The sequence below is a fragment of the Blastomonas sp. genome, from assembly GCF_046294995.1.
Classification (GTDB): domain Bacteria; phylum Pseudomonadota; class Alphaproteobacteria; order Sphingomonadales; family Sphingomonadaceae; genus Blastomonas.
The window spans coordinates 125,320-144,352 of sequence record NZ_JBKBOG010000001.1 but is presented as its reverse complement, the minus strand read 5'-3'; the positions used below and the strand labels follow the sequence as shown (position 1 = coordinate 144,352).

Annotated in this window: 22 protein-coding genes; 10 read left to right on the top strand and 12 right to left on the bottom strand. The window is 64.3% G+C overall.

All coding sequences use genetic code 11. From position 1 onward, the window contains the following. Positions 1-5: 5 nt before the first annotated feature. Genes glyA through ACK4R0_RS00655 form a run of 4 tightly spaced genes read left to right on the top strand, consistent with a single transcriptional unit; the run spans position 6 to position 3,116 of the window. Entirely contained in the window at positions 6-1,316 is a 1,311-nt protein-coding gene (gene glyA, locus ACK4R0_RS00670) for a serine hydroxymethyltransferase (RefSeq protein ID WP_409668720.1), read from the top strand. 3 nt (positions 1,317-1,319) lie between these two features. Then, the gene (locus tag ACK4R0_RS00665; protein WP_409668717.1) at positions 1,320-1,556 is read left to right on the top strand and encodes a hypothetical protein; all 237 of its coding nucleotides are present in this window, start codon (positions 1,320-1,322) and stop codon (positions 1,554-1,556) included. A 16-nt stretch (positions 1,557-1,572) separates the two neighbouring features. Next, on the top strand, positions 1,573-2,046 hold the full coding sequence (nrdR, locus tag ACK4R0_RS00660; protein WP_409668715.1) for a transcriptional regulator NrdR: 474 nt from the start codon (positions 1,573-1,575) through the stop codon (positions 2,044-2,046). Continuing rightward, positions 2,046-3,116, top strand: a complete 1,071-nt coding sequence (locus tag ACK4R0_RS00655) for a TrmH family RNA methyltransferase (RefSeq protein WP_409668712.1) — start codon at positions 2,046-2,048, stop codon at positions 3,114-3,116. Before nrdR ends, ACK4R0_RS00655 begins: the two co-directional genes overlap by 1 nt. Positions 3,117-3,449: 333 nt before the next feature. Here the strand turns inward: ACK4R0_RS00655 and ACK4R0_RS00650 are convergent, their stop codons facing one another. Continuing rightward, the gene (locus tag ACK4R0_RS00650; RefSeq protein WP_409668709.1) at positions 3,450-3,761 is read right to left on the bottom strand and encodes a chorismate mutase; all 312 of its coding nucleotides are present in this window, start codon (positions 3,759-3,761) and stop codon (positions 3,450-3,452) included. A 227-nt stretch (positions 3,762-3,988) separates the two neighbouring features. Between ACK4R0_RS00650 and rpsD the strand changes: the two genes are divergently transcribed. Beyond that, positions 3,989-4,603: a 30S ribosomal protein S4 gene (gene rpsD, locus ACK4R0_RS00645; RefSeq protein WP_409668706.1), complete on the top strand. Its 615-nt coding sequence runs from the start codon at positions 3,989-3,991 to the stop codon at positions 4,601-4,603. Between the two features lie 195 nt (positions 4,604-4,798). Here rpsD and ACK4R0_RS00640 read toward each other — a convergent pair whose 3' ends face one another. After that, positions 4,799-5,614: a response regulator gene (locus ACK4R0_RS00640; RefSeq protein WP_409668703.1), complete on the bottom strand. Its 816-nt coding sequence runs from the start codon at positions 5,612-5,614 to the stop codon at positions 4,799-4,801. Positions 5,615-5,896: 282 nt separating this feature from the next. On the opposite strand from ACK4R0_RS00640, the gene ACK4R0_RS00635 reads away from it, so the two are divergent. After that, positions 5,897-6,184, top strand: a complete 288-nt coding sequence (locus ACK4R0_RS00635) for a NepR family anti-sigma factor (RefSeq protein WP_409668700.1) — start codon at positions 5,897-5,899, stop codon at positions 6,182-6,184. Next, positions 6,184-7,776 (top strand): sensor histidine kinase, encoded by a 1,593-nt coding sequence (locus tag ACK4R0_RS00630; RefSeq protein WP_409668697.1) that lies wholly within the window; start codon positions 6,184-6,186, stop codon positions 7,774-7,776. The genes ACK4R0_RS00635 and ACK4R0_RS00630 overlap by 1 nt, the downstream gene beginning before the upstream one ends. 1 nt (position 7,777) lies before the next feature. Here ACK4R0_RS00630 and tgt read toward each other — a convergent pair whose 3' ends face one another. Next, complete coding sequence (gene tgt, locus ACK4R0_RS00625; RefSeq protein WP_409668695.1) at positions 7,778-8,920, bottom strand: tRNA guanosine(34) transglycosylase Tgt; 1,143 nt, start codon at positions 8,918-8,920, stop codon at positions 7,778-7,780. A gap of 105 nt (positions 8,921-9,025) precedes the next feature. Between tgt and ACK4R0_RS00620 the strand changes: the two genes are divergently transcribed. Further along, entirely contained in the window at positions 9,026-9,367 is a 342-nt protein-coding gene (locus ACK4R0_RS00620) for a DUF2282 domain-containing protein (RefSeq protein WP_409668692.1), read from the top strand. Positions 9,368-9,477: 110 nt separating this feature from the next. Here ACK4R0_RS00620 and tatC read toward each other — a convergent pair whose 3' ends face one another. The 9 genes from tatC to ACK4R0_RS00575 all read right to left on the bottom strand — a co-directional run bounded on the left by tatC (position 9,478) and on the right by ACK4R0_RS00575 (position 16,839). Continuing rightward, positions 9,478-10,296 carry a twin-arginine translocase subunit TatC gene (gene tatC, locus ACK4R0_RS00615; RefSeq protein WP_409668689.1) on the bottom strand — a complete coding sequence of 273 codons (819 nt, stop codon included), beginning with the start codon at positions 10,294-10,296 and terminating at the stop codon, positions 9,478-9,480. Beyond that, a complete protein-coding gene (gene tatB / locus ACK4R0_RS00610; protein ID WP_409668687.1) occupies positions 10,293-10,703 on the bottom strand; it encodes a Sec-independent protein translocase protein TatB in 411 nt (136 codons plus the stop codon). The genes tatC and tatB overlap by 4 nt, the downstream gene beginning before the upstream one ends. Positions 10,704-10,771: 68 nt before the next feature. After that, a complete protein-coding gene (locus ACK4R0_RS00605; RefSeq protein ID WP_409668684.1) occupies positions 10,772-11,017 on the bottom strand; it encodes a twin-arginine translocase TatA/TatE family subunit in 246 nt (81 codons plus the stop codon). Between the two features lie 28 nt (positions 11,018-11,045). After that, positions 11,046-11,693: an SMC-Scp complex subunit ScpB gene (scpB, locus tag ACK4R0_RS00600; protein WP_409668681.1), complete on the bottom strand. Its 648-nt coding sequence runs from the start codon at positions 11,691-11,693 to the stop codon at positions 11,046-11,048. Continuing rightward, positions 11,690-12,448 (bottom strand): segregation and condensation protein A, encoded by a 759-nt coding sequence (locus ACK4R0_RS00595; RefSeq protein WP_409670840.1) that lies wholly within the window; start codon positions 12,446-12,448, stop codon positions 11,690-11,692. The genes scpB and ACK4R0_RS00595 overlap by 4 nt, the downstream gene beginning before the upstream one ends. Positions 12,449-12,500: 52 nt before the next feature. Beyond that, entirely contained in the window at positions 12,501-13,508 is a 1,008-nt protein-coding gene (nagZ, locus tag ACK4R0_RS00590; RefSeq protein WP_409668678.1) for a beta-N-acetylhexosaminidase, read from the bottom strand. Between the two features lie 31 nt (positions 13,509-13,539). Beyond that, positions 13,540-14,166, bottom strand: a complete 627-nt coding sequence (locus ACK4R0_RS00585) for an SPOR domain-containing protein (protein WP_409668675.1) — start codon at positions 14,164-14,166, stop codon at positions 13,540-13,542. A 58-nt stretch (positions 14,167-14,224) separates the two neighbouring features. Then, positions 14,225-15,946 (bottom strand): arginine--tRNA ligase, encoded by a 1,722-nt coding sequence (gene argS, locus ACK4R0_RS00580; RefSeq protein WP_409668673.1) that lies wholly within the window; start codon positions 15,944-15,946, stop codon positions 14,225-14,227. 212 nt (positions 15,947-16,158) lie between these two features. Then, positions 16,159-16,839, bottom strand: a complete 681-nt coding sequence (locus ACK4R0_RS00575; protein WP_409668670.1) for a hypothetical protein — start codon at positions 16,837-16,839, stop codon at positions 16,159-16,161. 190 nt (positions 16,840-17,029) lie between these two features. Between ACK4R0_RS00575 and ispH the strand changes: the two genes are divergently transcribed. Then, positions 17,030-18,025: a 4-hydroxy-3-methylbut-2-enyl diphosphate reductase gene (ispH, locus tag ACK4R0_RS00570; RefSeq protein WP_409668667.1), complete on the top strand. Its 996-nt coding sequence runs from the start codon at positions 17,030-17,032 to the stop codon at positions 18,023-18,025. Then, entirely contained in the window at positions 18,025-18,996 is a 972-nt protein-coding gene (gene thrB, locus ACK4R0_RS00565; protein ID WP_409668664.1) for a homoserine kinase, read from the top strand. The genes ispH and thrB overlap by 1 nt, the downstream gene beginning before the upstream one ends. Positions 18,997-19,033 lie beyond the last annotated feature (37 nt).

Below are 19,033 nucleotides of genomic sequence, written 5' to 3'. Positions count from 1 at the left end.
CTGTCATGTCCACCAACACCGCGACCAACGAAATCCGATCTTCCGGCTTTTTCAGCGAAGGCCTTGCCGTCACCGATCCCGCCGTGGCCGCCGCCATCGCCAAGGAAGTGCGCCGCGAAAAGAAACAGATCGAGCTGATCGCATCGGAAAACATCGTCTCCAAGGCGGTGCTCGAGGCGCAAGGGTCGGTGTTCACCAACAAGTACGCCGAGGGCTATCCCGGCAAGCGCTATTACCAGGGCTGCGAGCCTTCGGACGATGTCGAAAAGCTCGCCATCGATCGCGCCTGCAAGCTGTTCGATTGCGCCTATGCCAACGTCCAGCCGCATTCGGGTGCGCAGGCCAACGGCGCGGTGCTGCTCGCGCTGATCAAGCCGGGCGATACGATCCTGGGCATGTCGCTCGACGCCGGCGGTCACCTGACGCACGGCGCACGGCCCGCGATGTCGGGCAAGTGGTTCAACGCCGTCCAGTATGGCGTCACCCCCGACACGCACCTGATCGATTATGACGAGGTCCGCCGCCTCGCGCTCGAGCACAAGCCCAAGCTGATCTTCGCGGGCGGCTCGGCCTATCCGCGCCACATCGATTTCGCGAAGTTCCGCGAAATCGCCGATGAAGTGGGCGCGTACTTCCAGGTCGACATGGCGCACTTTGCAGGGCTCGTTGCAGCCGGCGTGCACCCCTCGCCCTTCCCGCACGCGCATGTCGCCACCACCACCACGCACAAGACCTTGCGCGGTCCGCGCGGCGGCATGATCCTGACCAATGACGAGGCGCTGGCCAAGAAGTTCAACTCTGCCGTGTTCCCGGGGCTTCAGGGCGGCCCGCTGATGCATGTCATCGCTGCCAAGGCGGTCGCGTTCGGCGAAGCGCTGACGCCTGAGTTCAAGAGCTATTCGCGCGCGGTGATCGACAACGCCAAGGCGCTGGCGAGCCGGCTCAAGGAGCGCGGTGCAGACCTCGTCGCTGGCGGCACCGACACGCACGTTGCCTTGGTCGATCTGCGTCCGCTGGGCGTCACCGGCAAGGATGCCGACGAGGCGCTCGAGCGTGCCGGCATCACCTGCAACAAGAACGGCATCCCGTTCGATCCGCTGCCGCCGACCAAGACCAGCGGCATCCGCGTCGGATCGCCTGCGGGCACCACGCGCGGCTTTGGCGTCGCGGAGTTCCGGGAAATCGGTGACATGATCGCCGACGTACTGGACGGCCTGCGTCAAAAGGGCGAACATGGCGATCCGGAAGTCGAGGCTGCGGTGCGCGTGCGTGTCGAAGCCCTTTGCGACCGGTTCCCCATCTACCCGGAGCTATGAACCATGCAAAATCCTGACGATCCAAATAACGGGCCCAAGAATACCGGCGACCTGATCGGCGACGCGCGCGAGGAAATCGTGGGCATGGCCAAGCAGGGCATGGCGCACCCTTCGACCAAGCCGGTGCTCACCGCAGGCGCGATCGGCGCGGTGGCCGGGGCACTGCTGCCCGTGGTCAGCTGGCCGATCGGTCTGGCCGCCGGCGCAGGCTATATGCTCTACAAGCGCCTGCGTCCCTGAGCGTATCGACTAGACGATGAGATGCCCGTTTTGCGCGCACGAAAACAGCCAGGTCAAGGATAGCCGCCCCACCGAAGACGGGGCGGCTATCCGTCGTCGCCGCCAGTGCGAAAGCTGCGGCGCACGCTTCACCACGTTCGAGCGAATCCAGCTGCGCGACATCATGGTGGTCAAGAGCGAGAACCGGCGCGAACCGTTCAACCGCGCCAAGATCGAAAAATCGGTGACCGTCGCCTGCCGCAAGCGCGGGATCGACCAGGAGCGGATCGACCAGCTGGTCTCGGGCATCCAGCGGCAGATCGAAACCTCGGGCGAGAACGAGGTGCGTTCGCGCGACATCGGCGAGATGGTGATGGACGGGCTGCGCCTGCTCGACAGCGTGGCTTATATCCGCTTCGCCAGCGTGTACCGTGACTTCAGCGAAGCCAAGGACTTCGAGGAATTCGCCAGTACCGTCAAAGACGTTGGCGGGGGCGGGAACGCCGCCTGATGCCCTATTTCACCTATATGCTACGCTGCGGCGATGGATCGTATTTCGTCGGCCATGGCGAGAATCTGGACGCCGAGGTTGCCGCGCATCAGGCAGGCGCCGTCCCCGGCTATACCAAATCGCGCCAGCCGGTCGATCTGGTGTGGAGCGAGGATTTCGCCACCGCCGACAATGCGCTGGCGGTCGACCGGCAGATCAAGGGCTGGAGCCGCGCCAAGAAGGAGGCGCTGGTCCGGCAGGACTATGGCGCGCTTTCCGAACGCGCGCGCAAGATGCTGCTGGGCAAGAGCAAGGCGGCGCGCAACCTGAAGACCGCCCCTGCTTCCTCCGCCAGCGATCTGGCCAAGCCCATCATCATCCTGGTTCGCCCGCAACTGGGCGAGAACATCGGCAAGGCGGCGCGCGCGATGCTCAACTTCGGGCTGACCGAAATGCGGCTGGTGGCCCCGCGCGATGGCTGGCCCAACCCCAGCGCAGGCCCGGCGGCCTCGGGCGCCGATATCGTGCTGGAGCAGGCGCAGGTGTATGAGACGGTCGCCGACGCGGTGGCCGACTGCAACCATGTCTATGCCACCACGGTGCGCAAGCGCGGCGTCACCAAGCCGGTCGTGACGCCTGCGCTCGCCGCCAGCCAGATCGTCACCGCACCGGGGCGCAGCGCGATCCTGTTCGGGCCTGAGCGGTCGGGGCTCGAGACCGAGGACGTCGCGATCGCGCAGGCAATCCTCACCGTGCCGATCAACCCGCAGTTCGGATCGCTCAACCTCGCCCAGGCGGTGATCCTGGTGGCGTATGAATGGTCGAAGACCGGCGGCGGCGATGCGGTGTCCTCGCCCACCGAGGTCGAGCTCGATCCGCCCGCGCCGATGGAAGAGCTGGACGGCATGTTCGAGCAGTTGTGCTCCATGCTGGAAGCCAAGAACTATTTCTTCCCCGAAGGCCGCGCCTCGATGACTCGGCGCACCCTGCGCAACCTGCTGACCAAGCCGCAATGGAACAGCAACGAGGTCCGCACCTTCCGCGGAGTGCTCAGCACGCTGGCCAAGGAAAAGCGCAAGCCCGTGGAGTGACACTCAAAAGCCCTCCCCCTCGATGGGGGAGGGTTGGGTGGGGGTGATCTCTCCAGATTGCGCGAACGTTCCCTGACGCGCCACGAGTACCCAGCCGCACCATCACCCTCACCGCTACGACTAAGGCAGCGAGCTGCCAAGTCTCGCTGCCTCTCCCATCGAGGGAGAGGCGAAGAGTGACGAACTAGGCTCTATCCTTCAGCCGGTCCCCTGCGAAGGCAGGGGCCCATCTCCTGCTCTTTCCTCAGATACACCGGTTGGAATGATCCGCACCGTCCGGTGATGGGCCCCTGCCTTCGCAGGGGACCGGCATTTATCGGAAACAACCAACCCCTACCGCCGCAGCAGCTCCCAGTGCTCGCCCTCGTACGCGATCGACGCTTCGACCAGCCGCTCCCAGAAGTCGGCGACCAGCCCGACGGGCACGCCGGCCTCGAAAGCGGCGGCCTTGGCCTGGGCGATGACCTGCGCCTTGCGCGCTTCATCCCGGACCATGCCGCGTTCGGGCTTGATCCGGGCAGCGGCGCGCATATAGCCGAAGCGCGTGGCGAGCAGCGCGACGAGTTCGCGGTCCAGCGCATCGACGCCCGCGCGGACGTCGGTCATGGTCATGCAGTCTTCGGGCGATTTGATGGTGTCTGACATGCATCCCGCATAATCGCCCGGATCGGGCATGTCGAGGCGGTGAGCGGCGGGTTGACTCTTTGCCCCCATGTCGCCATAGGCCGCGCTTCGCAATTGGCCCTGCACCCCCGGTGAAGCAGCGGCCGCACGGTGCATGTTCGGCACCATGGAGCGAACCCGGGACTGAAATCCAGCCACTGTTCGGCTGGACCCGCCTGATCAACAGGCAGCAAATTGGAGAAACACGCGTGTCCAAACGCAATAGTTCAAAGTACAAGCTCGATCGCCGCATGGGCGAGAACATTTGGGGCCGCCCCAAGTCTCCCGTCAACAAGCGCGAATATGGTCCCGGCCAGCACGGCCAGCGTCGCAAGAGCAAGGTTTCGGACTTCGGTCTGCAGCTGCGCGCCAAGCAGAAGCTCAAGGGCTATTACGGCGAAATCACCGAAAAGCAGTTCAAGAAGAACTACACCGAAGCCAGCCGCATGAAGGGCGATACCAGCCAGAACCTCATCGGTCTGCTGGAACAGCGCCTCGACATGGTCGTGTATCGCGCCAAGTTCGCGCCGACCATCTTCTCGGCACGCCAGATCGTCAGCCACGGCCACATCCGCGTCAACGGCGTGAAGTGCAACATCGCATCGCGCAAGGTCAAGCCGGGCGACGTCGTGTCGCTGGGCAGCAAGGCGCAGGAAATGGCGCTGGTCATCGAAGCGCAGAGCCTGGCCGAGCGCGACATCCCCGATTACGTCGCGCCCGACGGCACCGACAAGATCACCTTCACCCGCATTCCGACGCTGGATGAAGTGCCTTATCCGGTGAAGATGGAACCCAATCTGGTCGTCGAATTCTATTCGCGCTGATCGGTTTCACAACCCAACGCATCACGAAAAAGGCGGGCCTTGCAGCCCGCCTTTTTTTGTTGCCGAGGCGCGTTAACAGAATGTGGCACTCGTCCGTAGCGATTATTAAAGCCACCCAGGCCGGAGCAATAAAAAAGCGGACCAACGACCCGCTTTTTTACTGGTTCACGATCTTGTCGGTGGCTCTGGCGGTGATTATCCGACCGTTTCAGCGTCAAAGAAGAACAGCGCTTGGCTGATCGCTGCGCGGACCGTGTTGCGGTGGAACGGCTTGGTGATCAGGAAGGCAGGTTCGGGGCGCTCACCGGTCAGCAGGCGTTCGGGGAATGCGGTGATGAAGATGACCGGAACCTCGATTTCGCGCAGGATGTCGGCAACCGCATCGATGCCCGAGCTGTCGTCGGCCAGCTGGATGTCGGCGAGCACCAGCCCGGGTTTGTGCAGCCGCGCCTGCTCCACCGCTTCGTCGCGGGTGACGGCGATGCCGGTCACGTCATGGCCCAGATCGCGCACGATCGTCTCGATATCCATCGCGATGATAGGTTCGTCCTCGATGATCAGCACCTTGGCCTTGATCTGGCTGTCGATCTCGCTGAGCGCCTCGCTGACCAGACCCGATACCGTACGGTCATCGAGGCCCATCAGATAGGCGGTGTCGGCATTGGAGAACCCTTCCATCGCGGTCAGCAGCAAGGCCTGTCGCGACAGCGGCGGAATGCGGCCCAGCCGCTGTTCGGCAAGCACGCGGCGGGCATCGTCGTCAGCGTCGGGATAGGCATCGAAGCTATCGGATTCGTGACGGTTGTCGTGGGTCGAGCTCCAGATGACCTGGAACACCCGGTAGAGCCCCAGACGCGCATCCACGTCGGTCGGGAACTGGTCGGGTGCGGCGATGATTGCCTGCAAGGTTGCCTTCACATAGGCATCGCCATGATGCTGATCGCCGGCAAGCGCCCGGCTGTAACGCCGCAACAGTGGAAGATGGGGTGCGAGCGTCTGGCCCAGGGACATGTATAGAAACTCCTTCAACGGATCTGCCTCACGTTTATGGCCTTTCATGACCGGTGTCAAAATCATGTCCACAGGAACGCTACGGGCGTCGTGGCGTTAACTGGGTGATACCGGTTTTCGAAAGACAATAAACAGAGCCTCGGACAAGGAACAATCTGCTCCGCAGTTTGTTTCCTCCTTTGAGACGTTTATGCGCCTTCCTGCAAAATTTTGCGGGGTTGGCAGCCATAAGGCGACTTGCTAAGCCCCATTTCGGGACGGAAATTCAACTGGCGGGATGGGATGCTTGTGCATCGTGATACTGACGAAAAGTCTGACGGTGATCAGCCCGCCGAGCAGGGCCGGTCGCATCTCGTAGCCCGGAACGGAAGTTCCGACGCGGCGGGTGAGGCCGCTGGAGACGCAGCTGCTGCGTCCGAGCAGGACGCTTCTCGCGCCGATGGCGGAGACGATAGCCGAGAGGATGGCAAGACCCACCTTATCGGTGATGCGCTCAAGACCGTGTATCAGCGCACGCTTGAAGAAGACATTCCGGACGATTTTCTGGATTTGCTCAAGCAGCTCAAATAATGCCCAGCATCAATCGGGCGACCTTCCCCCTTTTTACACCGCTGGCGCGTTTGTCGATCGGCACCCGACTGTTTCTGATCCTGGCCGTCGCCTTGCTGCCTCTGGCGCTGGGTTCGGTGATTGCCAATCGCAGCCTTGCCGAAACGGCAAGCGAGGAACGCAACCGCCTTTTGCAGAAGAATGTCGACGATGCGGCATTGCGGCTCAATGCGGCGGTGCAGAACGATCTGGCGCTGCTGGGCTCTGCGGCGTCGCAGATAGCAGTGGGCGAAGACCCGGCGCGAATCTGCCTCAACCTGCGCGAGCAGCTCGGCGCGCAACAGACGCGCTTTTCCGCCCTGCTGTTTGCTGCCACCGGCGAGGCCCCGGCCTGTCAGATCGGCGCGGTTCCCAATGCGCTGCGCGAAGCCGGTACCGATCCGGCAACCCGCACCGCGAATATCGTCCCGCAGGCCAATGGCGCCATCTTTGCGGTGCGTGGCCGAGTATCAGTGGCGCACGCGGTGGCCTTCTATCCCGCCAGCAGCCTGTTCATGCTGGCAGATCCGGTCGATGATGTACCGCTGTCGCAGTTCGAGTTGCGCGGACCCTCGGCGACCCTGGCGCTGACCGGCATCCCGGACAACTGGCAACGCAGGCTGAATGCGGTGATGACCGCCCAAAGCGACATCGCCGGTCTCAACCTCGATCTGCGCTTCGTGCGTCCCAAGCAGACGCCGCCTGAATTTCTCGCCCAGATCATCCCATTCATCACCCTGCTCGCAGCGGCGGTGATCGGCTGGCTGGTGGTCAATTTCATGCTCATCGCCCCGTTGACCCAGCTCCAGCGCAAGATCCGCCAGTACGATGCCGGCGAGCGGCTGGCTCCGATGGTGCGCACCGCCTTCAACGCCAGCGAAATTCAGGAGCTGGACCAAGGCTTCGTCGCGCTGGCCCATAAGGTTTCCGTCGACCGCGACGCACTCGACGAAGGCCTCAAGCAGCAGATTCTGCTCACGCGCGAGGTCCATCACCGGGTCAAGAACAACCTGCAGATCATCGCGAGCCTGATAAACCTGCACGCGCGCACCGCCGATTCCGATCAGGCCAAGCTCGCTTATGGCAAGATCCAGCGGCGGGTCGATGCGCTCGCGGTGGTGCATCGCAACCATTTCGCCGGGACCGAGCACAACGAAGGCATCAATCTGCGCGCGCTGGTCGGCGAATTGGCGGGAAGCTTCGAACATGCAGGCAACAATTCGGGCGACAGCCCCGACATCATGGTCGACATCGACAATCTTCACGTCAGCCAGGACGTCGGCGTCCCGATCGCCTTCCTGCTCACCGAAATCCTGGAGCTGATCCACCTGACGCGTCCCGAAGCACCTGTGCGCATCTCGGCTGCACGGTTGCCGGACGATCCGGCCAGGATGACGCTGCGCATCGCATCGCCTGCACTTGGCCCCAACCCGCAGCTGGAGGAGATGCTGGCCGATGGCATCGACCGGGTGATGACCGGGCTGGCGCGTCAGTTGCGCGCGCCGCTGGTCCGCGACACCGCGTTCGAGAGCATTGCCATCGTGGTGTCGGTGTTCGTGCCGACCAAGCGCTAGCTCAGGTGCCGCGCGCGTAATAGCGGGCACGGAAATCCTGACCGAATGCCGCCAGCCGCTGTTCGCCGATCGCGCTGCGCAGCGCCGCCATCAGGTCCTGATAAAAGCGCAGATTGTGCTCGGTCATCAGCATCGCGCCGAGCATCTCGCCCGATTTGACCAGATGGTGCAGATACGCCCGGCTGAAGCGCGAGCAGGCGGTACAACCGCAGGCCGCATCGAGCGGCGCGAGGTCTTCGGCGTGCTTGGCGTTGCGGATGTTGACCGGCCCGTCCCAGGTGAACGCCTGCCCGTTGCGGCCCGATCGCGTCGGCAGCACGCAGTCGAACATATCGACGCCGCGCTCGACCGCACCGACGATGTCGTCGGGCTTGCCCACCCCCATCAGATAGCGCGGGCGGTCGTCGGGCAGCTGGCCTGGCGCATAATCGAGCACCTCGAACATCGCCTGCTGCCCCTCGCCCACCGCGAGCCCGCCGATCGCATAGCCATCAAAGCCGATATCGCGCAGAGCATCGGCCGACTGGCGGCGCAAACCTTCATCGAGCGAACCCTGCTGGATGCCGAACAGCGCGGCGCGGCCCGCATGCTCGGCGCCGCTGTCGAACCCGTCGCGCGAGCGGCGCGCCCAGCGCATCGAGCGTTCCATTGCGGCCGCCTGGACCTCGCGAGTCGTGGTCGTGGGGACCAGTTCGTCGAACGCCATGACGATGTCCGACCCCAGCAACCGCTGAATCTCCATCGACCGTTCGGGGCTGAGCATGTGCCGCGAACCATCGAGATGGCTGCGAAACGCGACGCCCTCCTCCGTGGTCTTGGTCAGCGCCGTAAGGCTCATCACCTGATAGCCGCCGCTGTCGGTCAGGATCGGGTGCGGCCAGTCCATGAAGCTGTGCAGTCCGCCCAGCCGGGCAACGCGCTCAGCCCCCGGCCGCAGCATGAGGTGATAGGTGTTGCCCAGCAGGATATCGGCGCCCAGCGCACGCACGGTCTCAGGCTTCATCCCCTTGACCGTCGCGGCTGTGCCCACCGGCATGAAGGCTGGCGTGCGGATGGTACCACGCTGCATGGCGATTTCGCCGGTCCGCGCCTTTCCGTCGCGGGCGTGGATCGAAAAGGCGAATCTGGGGGCAGCTTGGGTCATGGGGGCGCGCTCTAGCGACTTTGCGCTGAGGGGGCAAAGGTTTGACGATTCGTGCAGGCTATGTCAGCGATAGACGCGTCATCCGGCCAGCAGGAACATCGCCTTATGTCCCAACATCCTTCCCTTTGCGCAGTCGCCTCGGCGCTGATCGCCGCCGCATCGCTGACCGCGTGTTCGTCGGACACGCCGGCTGCGCCTGAAGAGACGAGCGCCGAGGCCATCGGCAAGGCCGCGACCGAGCTTGCGGCGCAGGAGAAATGCTACGGCATCGCGCTTGCCAAGCAGAACGATTGCGCCGCCGGCCCCGGCACGAATTGCGCCGGCACGTCGTCGGTCGATTATCAGGGCAATGCGTGGAAGTTCACCGAGGCCGGAGAGTGCGAGAGAATGGGCGGCTCACTGACCGAGGTCGCCGACAACGACCCGCCGGTCCCGGTGAAGGGGTAAAATTTTCCATGGCTTCCGTCGTCACCCCCGCGCACGCGGGGGTCCCGCTTTCTTTCACTCTTCGCCCAATAGCGGGATTCCCGCGTTCGCGGGAATGACGAGGGTAGTGATTATTCCGCAGGCTCGGATTGCGCTTCGGGCAAGGGCTCTTCGGCTTCCACCGGCGCGGCCTTGGCGGCCTTGCGGTCGGTGAACCAGATCGCCAGGATGCTGATCTCGTACAACAGCACCAACGGGATCGCGAGCATCAGCTGCGAGACCACATCGGGCGGGGTCAGGATCGCGGCGGCGACAAAGGCTGCGACGATCATGTAACGCCGCACGCTGATCAGTTGCGCACGCGAGACGATGCCCGCGCGGTTGAGCAGCATCAGCAGCACCGGGAGCAGAAAGCTGATCCCGAACGCCAGGATGAACTGCATCACCAGCGACAGATACGCATCGGTGCTGGGCAGCGCCTCGACCTCGAGTCCACCCGATTCCCCCTGGAACTGCAGGAAGAAATGAAAGGCCGTCGGCATCACGATGTAATATGCGAGCGCAGCGCCTGCGGTGAATAGCACCGGCGTCGCCAGCACGAACGGCAGCAACGCGCGCTTTTCCTGACGGTAGAGACCCGGCGCGACGAATGCCCACAATTGGTTGGCAATGATCGGGAACGACACGCAAAACGCCGCGAAAATCGCGACCTTCACCTGCACGAAGAACGCTTCGTACAATTTGGTGTAGACGAGCCGTCCGTTGCCATCGCCAAACGCTTCCTTGAGCGGCACGACAAGGAACGCGAAAATGTGTTCGGAAAAATAAAAGCAGACGGCGAATGCGAGCAACAGCGCGACGACGCAACGCACCAGACGCTGGCGAAGCTCGATCAGATGATCGAGCAATGGCGCGCGCGAGGCGTCGATCTCGTCTTCGGCGGCGCTCATCGTTCGCCTTCCGTCACCGGCGCTGCAGGCGCAGCAGCTTCGGCATTCGAACCTTCAGCCGCGTCGGCCGTGGCTGCTGGAGGTGCCAGCGGCTGCATCGTCGGAGCATAATCGGTGGCTGCTGCGGTGGCGGCGGAAGCCGTGGCGGCAACAGGTGCAGCAAGCGCAGGCGAGGCGTGCTCACGCATGATCCGCTCGTTGTCCGCCTTCCACTTCTTTTCCATTTCCTCGAGCTCGACCTCGCGCACCATCGAATCCAGCCCGGTGCGGAAATGGCGGGCAATGCCCTTGGCCTTGCCGATGACCTGACCGACCTTGTACAGCGCGCGCGGCAAGTCCTTGGGGCCGATCACGACGATCGCCACGATGATGACCATCAACAATTCGGTCGATCCAATGTCTAACATGACATGGTCACGCCTTCACAAATGTGCGGGCAGCGGTGCCAGGCACAGCCGGGGCAAGTCGCCCGCGATCAGCCAGGCTTGCGCTCTTCGTTGGCCTTGGTTGCTGTGCCATCGATGGTGCGCGACGGCGGAGCCTCGATCTGCGCGACCGGGCGCTTGGGCTGCACCGGCTCGTCATCCTCGGCCATGCCCTTCTTGAAGCTCTTGATGCCCTTGGCGACATCACCCATGATCGACGAAATCCGTCCGCCGCCGAACAGCAGGACGATGATGATCAGCACTATAACCCAGTGCATCAGGGAGAACGATCCCATGGCAAATCTCCTGAAAGTCGCTTGCTATCTAGGCCCGATCGCCTTTGTTTTCCAGCAATGAATCCGATTCATCGGATGAACCGTCAGCCCCATCGTCCGGATCGCCGTCCTTGTCATCGGTCGCCAGTGCCCCTTCGAGCGCCAGATCGACCGGATCGAGCAGGCCCGCCGCGCGCAGATCCTCCAGTCCCGGCAGGTCGCGCCGGCTGGTCAGGCCGAAATGGGTGAGGAAGCCCGGCGTGGTCGCATAGATCAATGGCCTGCCCGGGGCTTCGCGGCGTCCGGCAGGCGCGATCCAGCCCTCCTCCATCAGCACGTCGATGGTACCCTTGCTGACCTGTACGCCGCGGATGGCCTCGATCTCGGCGCGGCTGACCGGCTCGTGATAGGCGATGATCGCCAATGTCTCGGTCGCCGCGCGCGACAGCTTGCGGGTCTGTTCGGTCTCGCGGCGCAGCAGCCAGGCCAGATCGGACGCGGTCTGGAAATGCCAGCGCCCGCCGCGCTCGACCAGCTCGACGCCGCGGCCCGCATAATCGGCCTGCAGCGTCTCGAGCGCTCCGGCAATGTCGGCGTCCGCACCGATCTGTGCTGCAAGATCATCCAGCGTTTGGGGGTCATGCGCCGCAAACAGTGCCGCCTCGACCGCGCGCACGACCGGATCGATCTCGCTCACGGTGTCCGGCGCACCTTCAGCGGCGCGAACGCTTCTTCCTGCGCGAGTTCCACCCGGCCCTGCCGCGCCAGCTCGAGCAGCGCCAGAAAGGTCGAGGCGGTTGCCGAGCGGGTGAGATCGGCAGGGGCGCCTTCGGGAAGAAAGGCACGCAGATCGGTCCAGTCGAGCGCGGTTCCCAGCATGTAAGACAGCCGCGCCAGCGCGTCTTCCAGCGTCATCACCCGGCGCGACTTGACCATGTGCACCACCGGCTCGCTGCGCTGCTTCACCCGGCCATAAGCGGTGAGCAGGTCGAACAGCGAGCAATCATGCCGCGTTCTGGTGAGCAGCCGCAGCCCCTCGCCCTGCCCATGGACGAAGACATCGCGGCCCAGCCGGTCACGCCCGAGCAGCCTTGCCGCCGCTTCGCGCATCGCCGCCAGCCGCTGCAGCCGGAGCTGCAACCGCAGCGCGAGTTCCTCGGGCGAAGGCTCGACCTCGGGGTCGCCGGGCAGCAGCAGCGCGGACTTGAGGTATGCGAGCCAGGCGGCCATCACCAGATAGTCCGCCGCCAGCTCAAGCTTCAGGCTGGTCGCGCTTTCGATGAAGCCGAGATACTGGTTGGTGAGATCGAGGATCGAGATTTGCCGCAGATCGACCTTCTGCCGCCGCGCCAGATCGAGCAGCAGATCGAGCGGACCTTCCCAGCCATCGACATCGATCAGCAGCGCCTCTGCTGCGGCGGTGGCGGCAGGCACCGGCTCGCTGAAAAACAGGTAATCGCCATCCGGTGGGGCGATCGTGATGTCCTGCGCGCTCACGCGTCCGTCAGGCCAGCGCCAGCAACGCGTCGCGCTTGGCGATCAGCTCCGCCTGACGCGACCAGTCCCTTGCCGGATTGATCGCGGCACGGGCGCGGTCGAGCCGGGCGCGCGAGGCATCCGAAATATCGGGCAGCACGCCTGCGATGCCGACCATCTCGTCCATCCGGCCCCAGCAATTGAGCGCGATGTCGCAGCCCGCAGCGACAGCACGCGCGGCGCGATCGGGCACCTCGCCGGCCAGCGCCTTCATGTCGAGATCGTCGCTGAGCAGCAGCCCGTCGAAACCGATCCGCTGGCGGATGATCTGATCGATGATCGTCGGTGACAGCGTGGCGCAGCGTTCGGTGTCCCACGCCTCGAACAATATGTGCCCGGTCATGCCGATCGCGGCCGTGTTCAACGCATGAAACGGGGCGATGTCCTGCTCGAGCTCTTCGTCGCTGGCGGTGACGCGGGGCAGTTCCATATGGCTGTCGACCATTGCCCGGCCATGGCCGGGCATGTGCTTGATCGTGCCCAGCACGCCGCCGCGCTTGAGCCCGTCGAGCACCGCCCGGCCCAGGGCTGCGACCCGCAGCGGCTCCTGCCCCAGCGCGCGGTCGCCGATCGCGGGCGTACCGCCGGGAATCGCGACATCGAGCAGGGGCAGGCAATCGACGGTGATGCCGACCTCGGCCAGATCGAGCGCCAGCGCCTCGGCGTTGATCCGCGCGGCCTCGATCGCGCTTGCGGGCGCGACATCGTACAACCGGTCGAACGCGGCGCCGGGGGGGAAGGACAGCCATTGCGGTGGCTTCATGCGGCTCACCCGTCCGCCCTCCTGATCGATCAGGATCGGCAGCCGGTCATCGCCATGCAACGCCCGCAGATCGTCGGTCAGCGCGCGCAGCTGGTCGCGGCTTTCGATGTTGCGTCCGAACAGGATATAGCCTGCAGGAACGCTGTCCTTGAAGAAGGCGCGCTCGTCGGGCGTGATCGACAGACCGGCCAGGCCGAAAATTACGGGTTTCATGCGCGCAGTGTCGCCAATACCGGCGGTGAAATCAACGCACCACCAGGCAGTTTTGCCCAGCTTTCTTGAGCTGGTCGCACACCGATGCCGCGCTGGCAGGACTGTCGAGCACCGCGCTCAGGCGGAACACGGTGCCGCCATCGACGGTCGCCTCGACGATCCGGCGGTTGAGCCCGCCCAGCACCGCATGCCGCTGACTCAGCGTCGACCATCCGGCAAGCGCGCTGGATTCGTCGGTGTACGCACCCAACTGCACCAACGCGCTGCCGGGGGGCGGCGGCGCGCCAGCGGCATCGGCCAGCTGGCCCTGCGGCTGCTGGCCCTGGCTGACGGCAAAGCTGGTATCGCCCGTGCCCTCGACCTTCTGCTCCTGCTTGTCCTTGGGGCGCACCTTGTAATCGCCCTGCGGCGCGGCAATCAGGCTGCCATCGCCGTCGGGCGCACCGCCGTTGCCGCCGATCCAGTAAATCGCCGCCAGCACGATCGACAACCCGACCAGCCCGAGCAGGACGAACCCCATGATCTTGCCGGCCGAGCCATCGCTCGACGGCGCGTCATCAGCCGATTCCAGCCAGGGCAGCCGATCGTCATCGGCATCCAGCCCCAAAGGCTGATCCCTCGGATCACCGTCCATGCCATCATCCAGCCGATTGTTCATTCTTGTCGCCCCATCAGACATGCCATTGCGGCCTTGCCGGTCCCAGCGCGGCGAGAGGCTACATCTGGGTAGCCGCCTCCACCGCCATCAGCGCCAGACCATTGGCGATCACTTGCCCGATATTTTGAGCCATGAAAAGCCTCGCGCCGCTGGTCTGGGCATCATGGGTCATAACGATACGCTTGTCGGGCCGATCGTTGCCGAGGTTGAAGAACGCATGGAAAGCGGCGGCCAGATCGCCCAGGTAGAACGCGATCCGGTGCGGCTCGCGGCTCGATGCCGCCGATTCGACGATCCGCGGAAACTGCGCCGCCAAGGCGATCAGCGCGTGCTCCTCGGTGCCCAGCAGATCGAGATGCTCTGCCGACGGGGCCAGCCCCTCGCCTTCCGCCTTGCGCATGATCGAATGGATCCGCGCGTGCGCATATTGCACATAGAACACCGGGTTATCCCGCGATGCCTCGACAACCTTGGCGAAATCGAAGTCCATCTGCGCATCGGCCTTGCGGGTCAGCATCGTGAACCGCACGGCATCCTTGCCGACTTCCTCGACCATATCGGCGATCGTGACGAAGCTGCCCGACCGTTTCGACATCTTGACCGGCTCGCCATCGCGCAGCAGCTTCACCATCTGCACCAGCTTGACGTCGAACGTGCCGGTGCCGTTGGTCAGCGCAGCGACCGCCGCCTTGATCCGCTTGACCGTCCCGGCGTGGTCGGCCCCCCAGATATCGATCAGCGCATCGGCGGTCTGCAGCTTCTGGAAATGATAAGCGAGGTCGATGCCGAAATAGGTCCAACTGCCGTCCGACTTGCGGATCGGCCGATCCTGATCATCCCCGAACCGGGTCGAACGGAACAACGGGAGCATCACCGGCTCCCAATCCTCGATCGCCTTGCCCTTGGGCGCTTCGAGCACGCCATCATAGACCAGGTCACGCGCGCGCAGTTCGGCTTCGGCGGCCTCGGGCTTGCCCGCTGCCAGCACGGCGGCTTCGGACGAAAACAGGTCGTGATGAATGCCCAGCAGCGCCAGATCGGCGCGGATCATGTCCATCATGTCGGCCACGGCGCGGGTGCGGAACAATTGCAGCCAGTCGGCTTCAGGCGCGCCCAGATAGCGCTCGCCGAACTCTGCCGCCAGGCGCTGGCCGACCGGGATCAGATAGTCGCCGGGATACAGCCCCTCGGGGATCTCGACTGCCTCGCCCAGCGCTTCGCGATAGCGCAGGTGCACCGACCGGGCCAACGTATCGACCTGGCTGCCGGCATCGTTGACGTAATATTCGCGGATCACCTTATGGCCCGAATATTCCAGCAAAGTCGCGAGCGCATCGCCCACCACCGCGCCGCGGCAATGGCCCATGTGCATCGGCCCAGTGGGGTTGGCGGAGACGTATTCGATGTTCACCGTCGTGCCCTTGCCCAGCTCCGAACGGCCGTAATCGGAACCCATCTCGGCGATCGAGCGCAGCTCTTCGATCCAGGCGGACGATGCGAGGCGCAGGTTGAGAAACCCAGGCCCGGCGATGTCGACCGCGGTGATTTCCTCGACCTTGCGCAGCTCTGCAGTAATCGCCTCGGCCAGCGCGCGCGGATTGGTGCCCGCAGGCTTGGCGAGCACCATCGCGGCGTTGGTCGCAAGGTCGCCATGCGACGGGTCACGCGGCGGCTCGACCGTCAGCGCGCCGCGACCAAGCCCGACAGGCAGCGTGCCGCTCGCCTCAAGCGCGTCGAGCGCGGTGTGCAGGTGCTGGGTGAAACGGGGGTAGAGTGTCATGGGTGGGCCTTGTCATTCAAAGCCCTCTCCCCTTCAGGGGAGAGGAAAACGAGACTTGGCCTGCTTGCAGGCCTAGTCGCAGTCGGAGAGGGGCTCGCGTCTCGACGCTATGGCATCGATCAGGCGGGGTTCCCCTCTCCAACATGGTCAAGTCAGCAAGCTGCCAAGACCATGTATCCTCTCCCCTGAAGGGGAGAGGACTTACGCATACCTCATCGCGTCGCGTTGTACTGCAGCTGGTCCGCAGTCAGCTGGAAACCGATCAGCAGCTCGAAGCTGGTCTGGAGCAGTGCGGTGCGCACTTCGGGGACCGACAGCGGGTCGATCGCGGCATCGGGATCGCCCGATTTGCGCCTGCGGGTGATCCGATCGCGAATGTCCTGGGGCAGCGTCGCTGCCTCCTTGCTGATATAACCCGCGCCCGATGCCTTGGCTTCGGCGCGATACGACCCATCGGCGAAGTTCAGTGTCACCGATCCCACCCGCTTGGCGACCACGGTGTTGCCACCGCGCATGACGGTGGAGAAATAGGGCAAGGTCACAGTGCGCTGGCCGCGGTTGTCACTGCGCCGGCCGAGCACGTCGAACGCTGCGGTCGCATAGATTTCCGCGCCGGTCTCATCGCAGGCCGGGCGGACGTTGGTGATCGTCGCCACCACGTCGATCGCGCTGGCATCGCGGCTGTTGGCGGGGTTGAAGATGGTGACATCGCCGGTATGCGCAGCGACGGCGGTGTTGGGGCAGGCGGTCAGGGTGGATGTGACCCCGACGCCGGAATCGACCACCAATTGGTTCTTCTCCGCACACGCCGACAGGCCGAGCAGCGCAAGCCCCGACCCCAGAACGGCCAATACAGATGCCTTGGGGGGCGATTTCATGGGCAGAATGGGCATGTTCAAGCAAAAATCCTTCAAGGCCACAGTGCATCGCTCCTTATCTGCCGTTGGGTTTCAGCGCAACGACCAGATTTTGGCGCCGAACTCCTGGGCCAGGGTGCGGCAAGCCCTTTGCGGCAGGGACATGCTTCACACCGTGCCCCGCTTCGCCTAAGACGGATGCAGAATTACGAAAGCCAATCTGAACATGACAGAAACCGCCACCCCCCAACCCGCAGCCGACGTTCCCGCGGTCAAGCCGCCGCTGCTGATCAAGATCGCCTCGCCACGCGGCTTTTGCGCCGGCGTCGATCGCGCGATCGAGATCGTCGAGCTGTCGCTGCACAAATACGGCGCGCCGGTCTATGTCCGGCACGAGATCGTCCACAACAAGTTCGTGGTCGACAGCCTCAAGTCCAAGGGCGCGGTCTTCGTCGAGGAGCTCGACGAGGTACCCGATGGCGTTCCGGTGGTGTTTTCCGCGCACGGCGTGCCCAAATCGGTACCGCACAAGGCCGCCGAGCGCGGTCTCAATTATCTCGACGCCACCTGCCCGCTGGTTTCCAAGGTCCACCGCCAGGCCGAGCGCCAGGTCGAGGCCGGGCGCCATATCATCTTCGTCGGCCACAGGGGCCACCCCGAGGTGATCGGCACCTTCGGCCAGGTCGAACCTGGCCACATGACCCTGGTCGAAACCGTCGAAGACGTCGCACGGCTCGAATTCGCTGACGAAACCAAGCTGTCGTTTCTCACCCAGACGACGCTGTCGGTCGATGATACCGCAGAGATCGTCGCCGCATTGCACCAGCGCTTCCCCGGGATCGTCGGGCCCAAGGGCGAGGACATCTGCTACGCCACCTCCAACCGCCAGGCGGCGGTCAAGGTGATGACCGACGATTGCGATCTGGTGCTGGTCATCGGCGCCCCCAACAGCTCGAACTCGCTGCGTCTGGTCGAGGTCGCCGAGCGCGAAGGCACCCGTGCCATCCTGATCCAGCGCGCGCAGGAAATCGAACTGCGCTGGTTCGACGGCGTGCAGACCCTGGGCCTCACCGCGGGTGCATCGGCACCCGAAATCCTGGTGCGCGAGGTCGTCGACCTGCTCGGGCGGCATTTCGAGGTGAGCGAAGAGCGCATCAAGACCGTCGACGAACGCATCACCTTCAAGCTGCCGCGCGCGCTTTCCGAGGCCGATGCCGCCTGATGGCCGTCTATACCCATGTCAGCGCCGAGATGATGGCGCGGTTTCTCGACGCTTATGACACCGGCGAACTGATCAGCTTCAAGGGCATCGCCGAAGGGGTCGAGAACAGCAACTTCCTGGTCGAAACCCGCGGCGGCAGCGATGGCCACCGCTTCATCCTGACGCTGTACGAAAAGCGGGTCGACCCTGCCGACCTGCCATTTTTCATGGCGCTGCTCGATCATCTCGCGGATCGGGGATGCCGCGTGCCGCGTGCGATCGCCGACAGGCAAGGCGTACAGATCAAGGACCTGGCCGGGCGCCGTGCGTGCCTGATCGAGTTTCTCGAAGGCATATCGCTGAGCACCCCCAGTCCGGCGCAGGCACTGGCTGCAGGTACGGCGCTGGCGCAGCTGCACAAGGCGGTCGCGGATTTTGCCGGATCGCGCCCCAACAGCATGGGGTTGTCCGCCTGGTACGATCTGGCCGAACGCTGTGCCGGGCAATGGCAGCAGATCGATCCCGCGCTCGAGCGCATTGTGACGAATGAGCTCGATTTCCTGCAGGCGCATTGGCCCGGTGACCTGCCGCAATCGGTGATCCACGCCGATCTGTTCCCCGACAACGTGCTGATGCTCGGCGACGAGGTCAGCGGCCTGATCGACTTCTATTTTTCGTGCACCGATGCCCGCGCCTATGATCTGGCGATCACCCACAGCGCATGGTGCTTCGACGGCGACGGTCGCAATTTCGACGCGGGCCTGTCGGCCGCCCTGCTCAAGGGATATCGCGACCGGCTGCAGCTGACAGCGGCGGAACAAGCGGCGCTTCCCATATTGGCACGCGGCGCAGCGTTGCGTTTTACGTTGAGCCGCGCGTATGACTGGATCAACACGCCGTCCGACGCCCTGGTTACCCGCAAGGATCCGATGGCGTTTGCCCGGCGGCTGATGTTCTATGCGGACCGGGCGAACGCCGACCTGTTTGCCTGATCGGGAACACGGCGACATTGATGCTGAACAGGCCGGA

Bases quoted from the DNA above. Each gene is read 5' to 3' on its own strand.
- glyA (WP_409668720.1), top strand. From the start codon at position 6: ATGTCCACCAACACCGCGACCAACGAAATCCGATCTTCCGGCTTTTTC.
- ACK4R0_RS00665 (WP_409668717.1), top strand. From the start codon at position 1,320: ATGCAAAATCCTGACGATCCAAATAACGGGCCCAAGAATACCGGCGAC.
- nrdR (WP_409668715.1), top strand. From the start codon at position 1,573: ATGAGATGCCCGTTTTGCGCGCACGAAAACAGCCAGGTCAAGGATAGC.
- ACK4R0_RS00655 (WP_409668712.1), top strand. From the start codon at position 2,046: ATGCCCTATTTCACCTATATGCTACGCTGCGGCGATGGATCGTATTTC.
- ACK4R0_RS00650 (WP_409668709.1), bottom strand. From the start codon at position 3,761: ATGTCAGACACCATCAAATCGCCCGAAGACTGCATGACCATGACCGAC.
- ACK4R0_RS00640 (WP_409668703.1), bottom strand. From the start codon at position 5,614: ATGTCCCTGGGCCAGACGCTCGCACCCCATCTTCCACTGTTGCGGCGT.
- ACK4R0_RS00635 (WP_409668700.1), top strand. From the start codon at position 5,897: ATGCTTGTGCATCGTGATACTGACGAAAAGTCTGACGGTGATCAGCCC.
- ACK4R0_RS00630 (WP_409668697.1), top strand. From the start codon at position 6,184: ATGCCCAGCATCAATCGGGCGACCTTCCCCCTTTTTACACCGCTGGCG.
- tgt (WP_409668695.1), bottom strand. From the start codon at position 8,920: ATGACCCAAGCTGCCCCCAGATTCGCCTTTTCGATCCACGCCCGCGAC.
- ACK4R0_RS00620 (WP_409668692.1), top strand. From the start codon at position 9,026: ATGTCCCAACATCCTTCCCTTTGCGCAGTCGCCTCGGCGCTGATCGCC.
- tatC (WP_409668689.1), bottom strand. From the start codon at position 10,296: ATGAGCGCCGCCGAAGACGAGATCGACGCCTCGCGCGCGCCATTGCTC.
- tatB (WP_409668687.1), bottom strand. From the start codon at position 10,703: ATGTTAGACATTGGATCGACCGAATTGTTGATGGTCATCATCGTGGCG.
- ACK4R0_RS00605 (WP_409668684.1), bottom strand. From the start codon at position 11,017: ATGGGATCGTTCTCCCTGATGCACTGGGTTATAGTGCTGATCATCATC.
- nagZ (WP_409668678.1), bottom strand. From the start codon at position 13,508: ATGAAACCCGTAATTTTCGGCCTGGCCGGTCTGTCGATCACGCCCGAC.
- ACK4R0_RS00585 (WP_409668675.1), bottom strand. From the start codon at position 14,166: ATGAACAATCGGCTGGATGATGGCATGGACGGTGATCCGAGGGATCAG.
- argS (WP_409668673.1), bottom strand. From the start codon at position 15,946: ATGACACTCTACCCCCGTTTCACCCAGCACCTGCACACCGCGCTCGAC.
- ACK4R0_RS00575 (WP_409668670.1), bottom strand. From the start codon at position 16,839: ATGCCCATTCTGCCCATGAAATCGCCCCCCAAGGCATCTGTATTGGCC.
- ispH (WP_409668667.1), top strand. From the start codon at position 17,030: ATGACAGAAACCGCCACCCCCCAACCCGCAGCCGACGTTCCCGCGGTC.
- thrB (WP_409668664.1), top strand. From the start codon at position 18,025: ATGGCCGTCTATACCCATGTCAGCGCCGAGATGATGGCGCGGTTTCTC.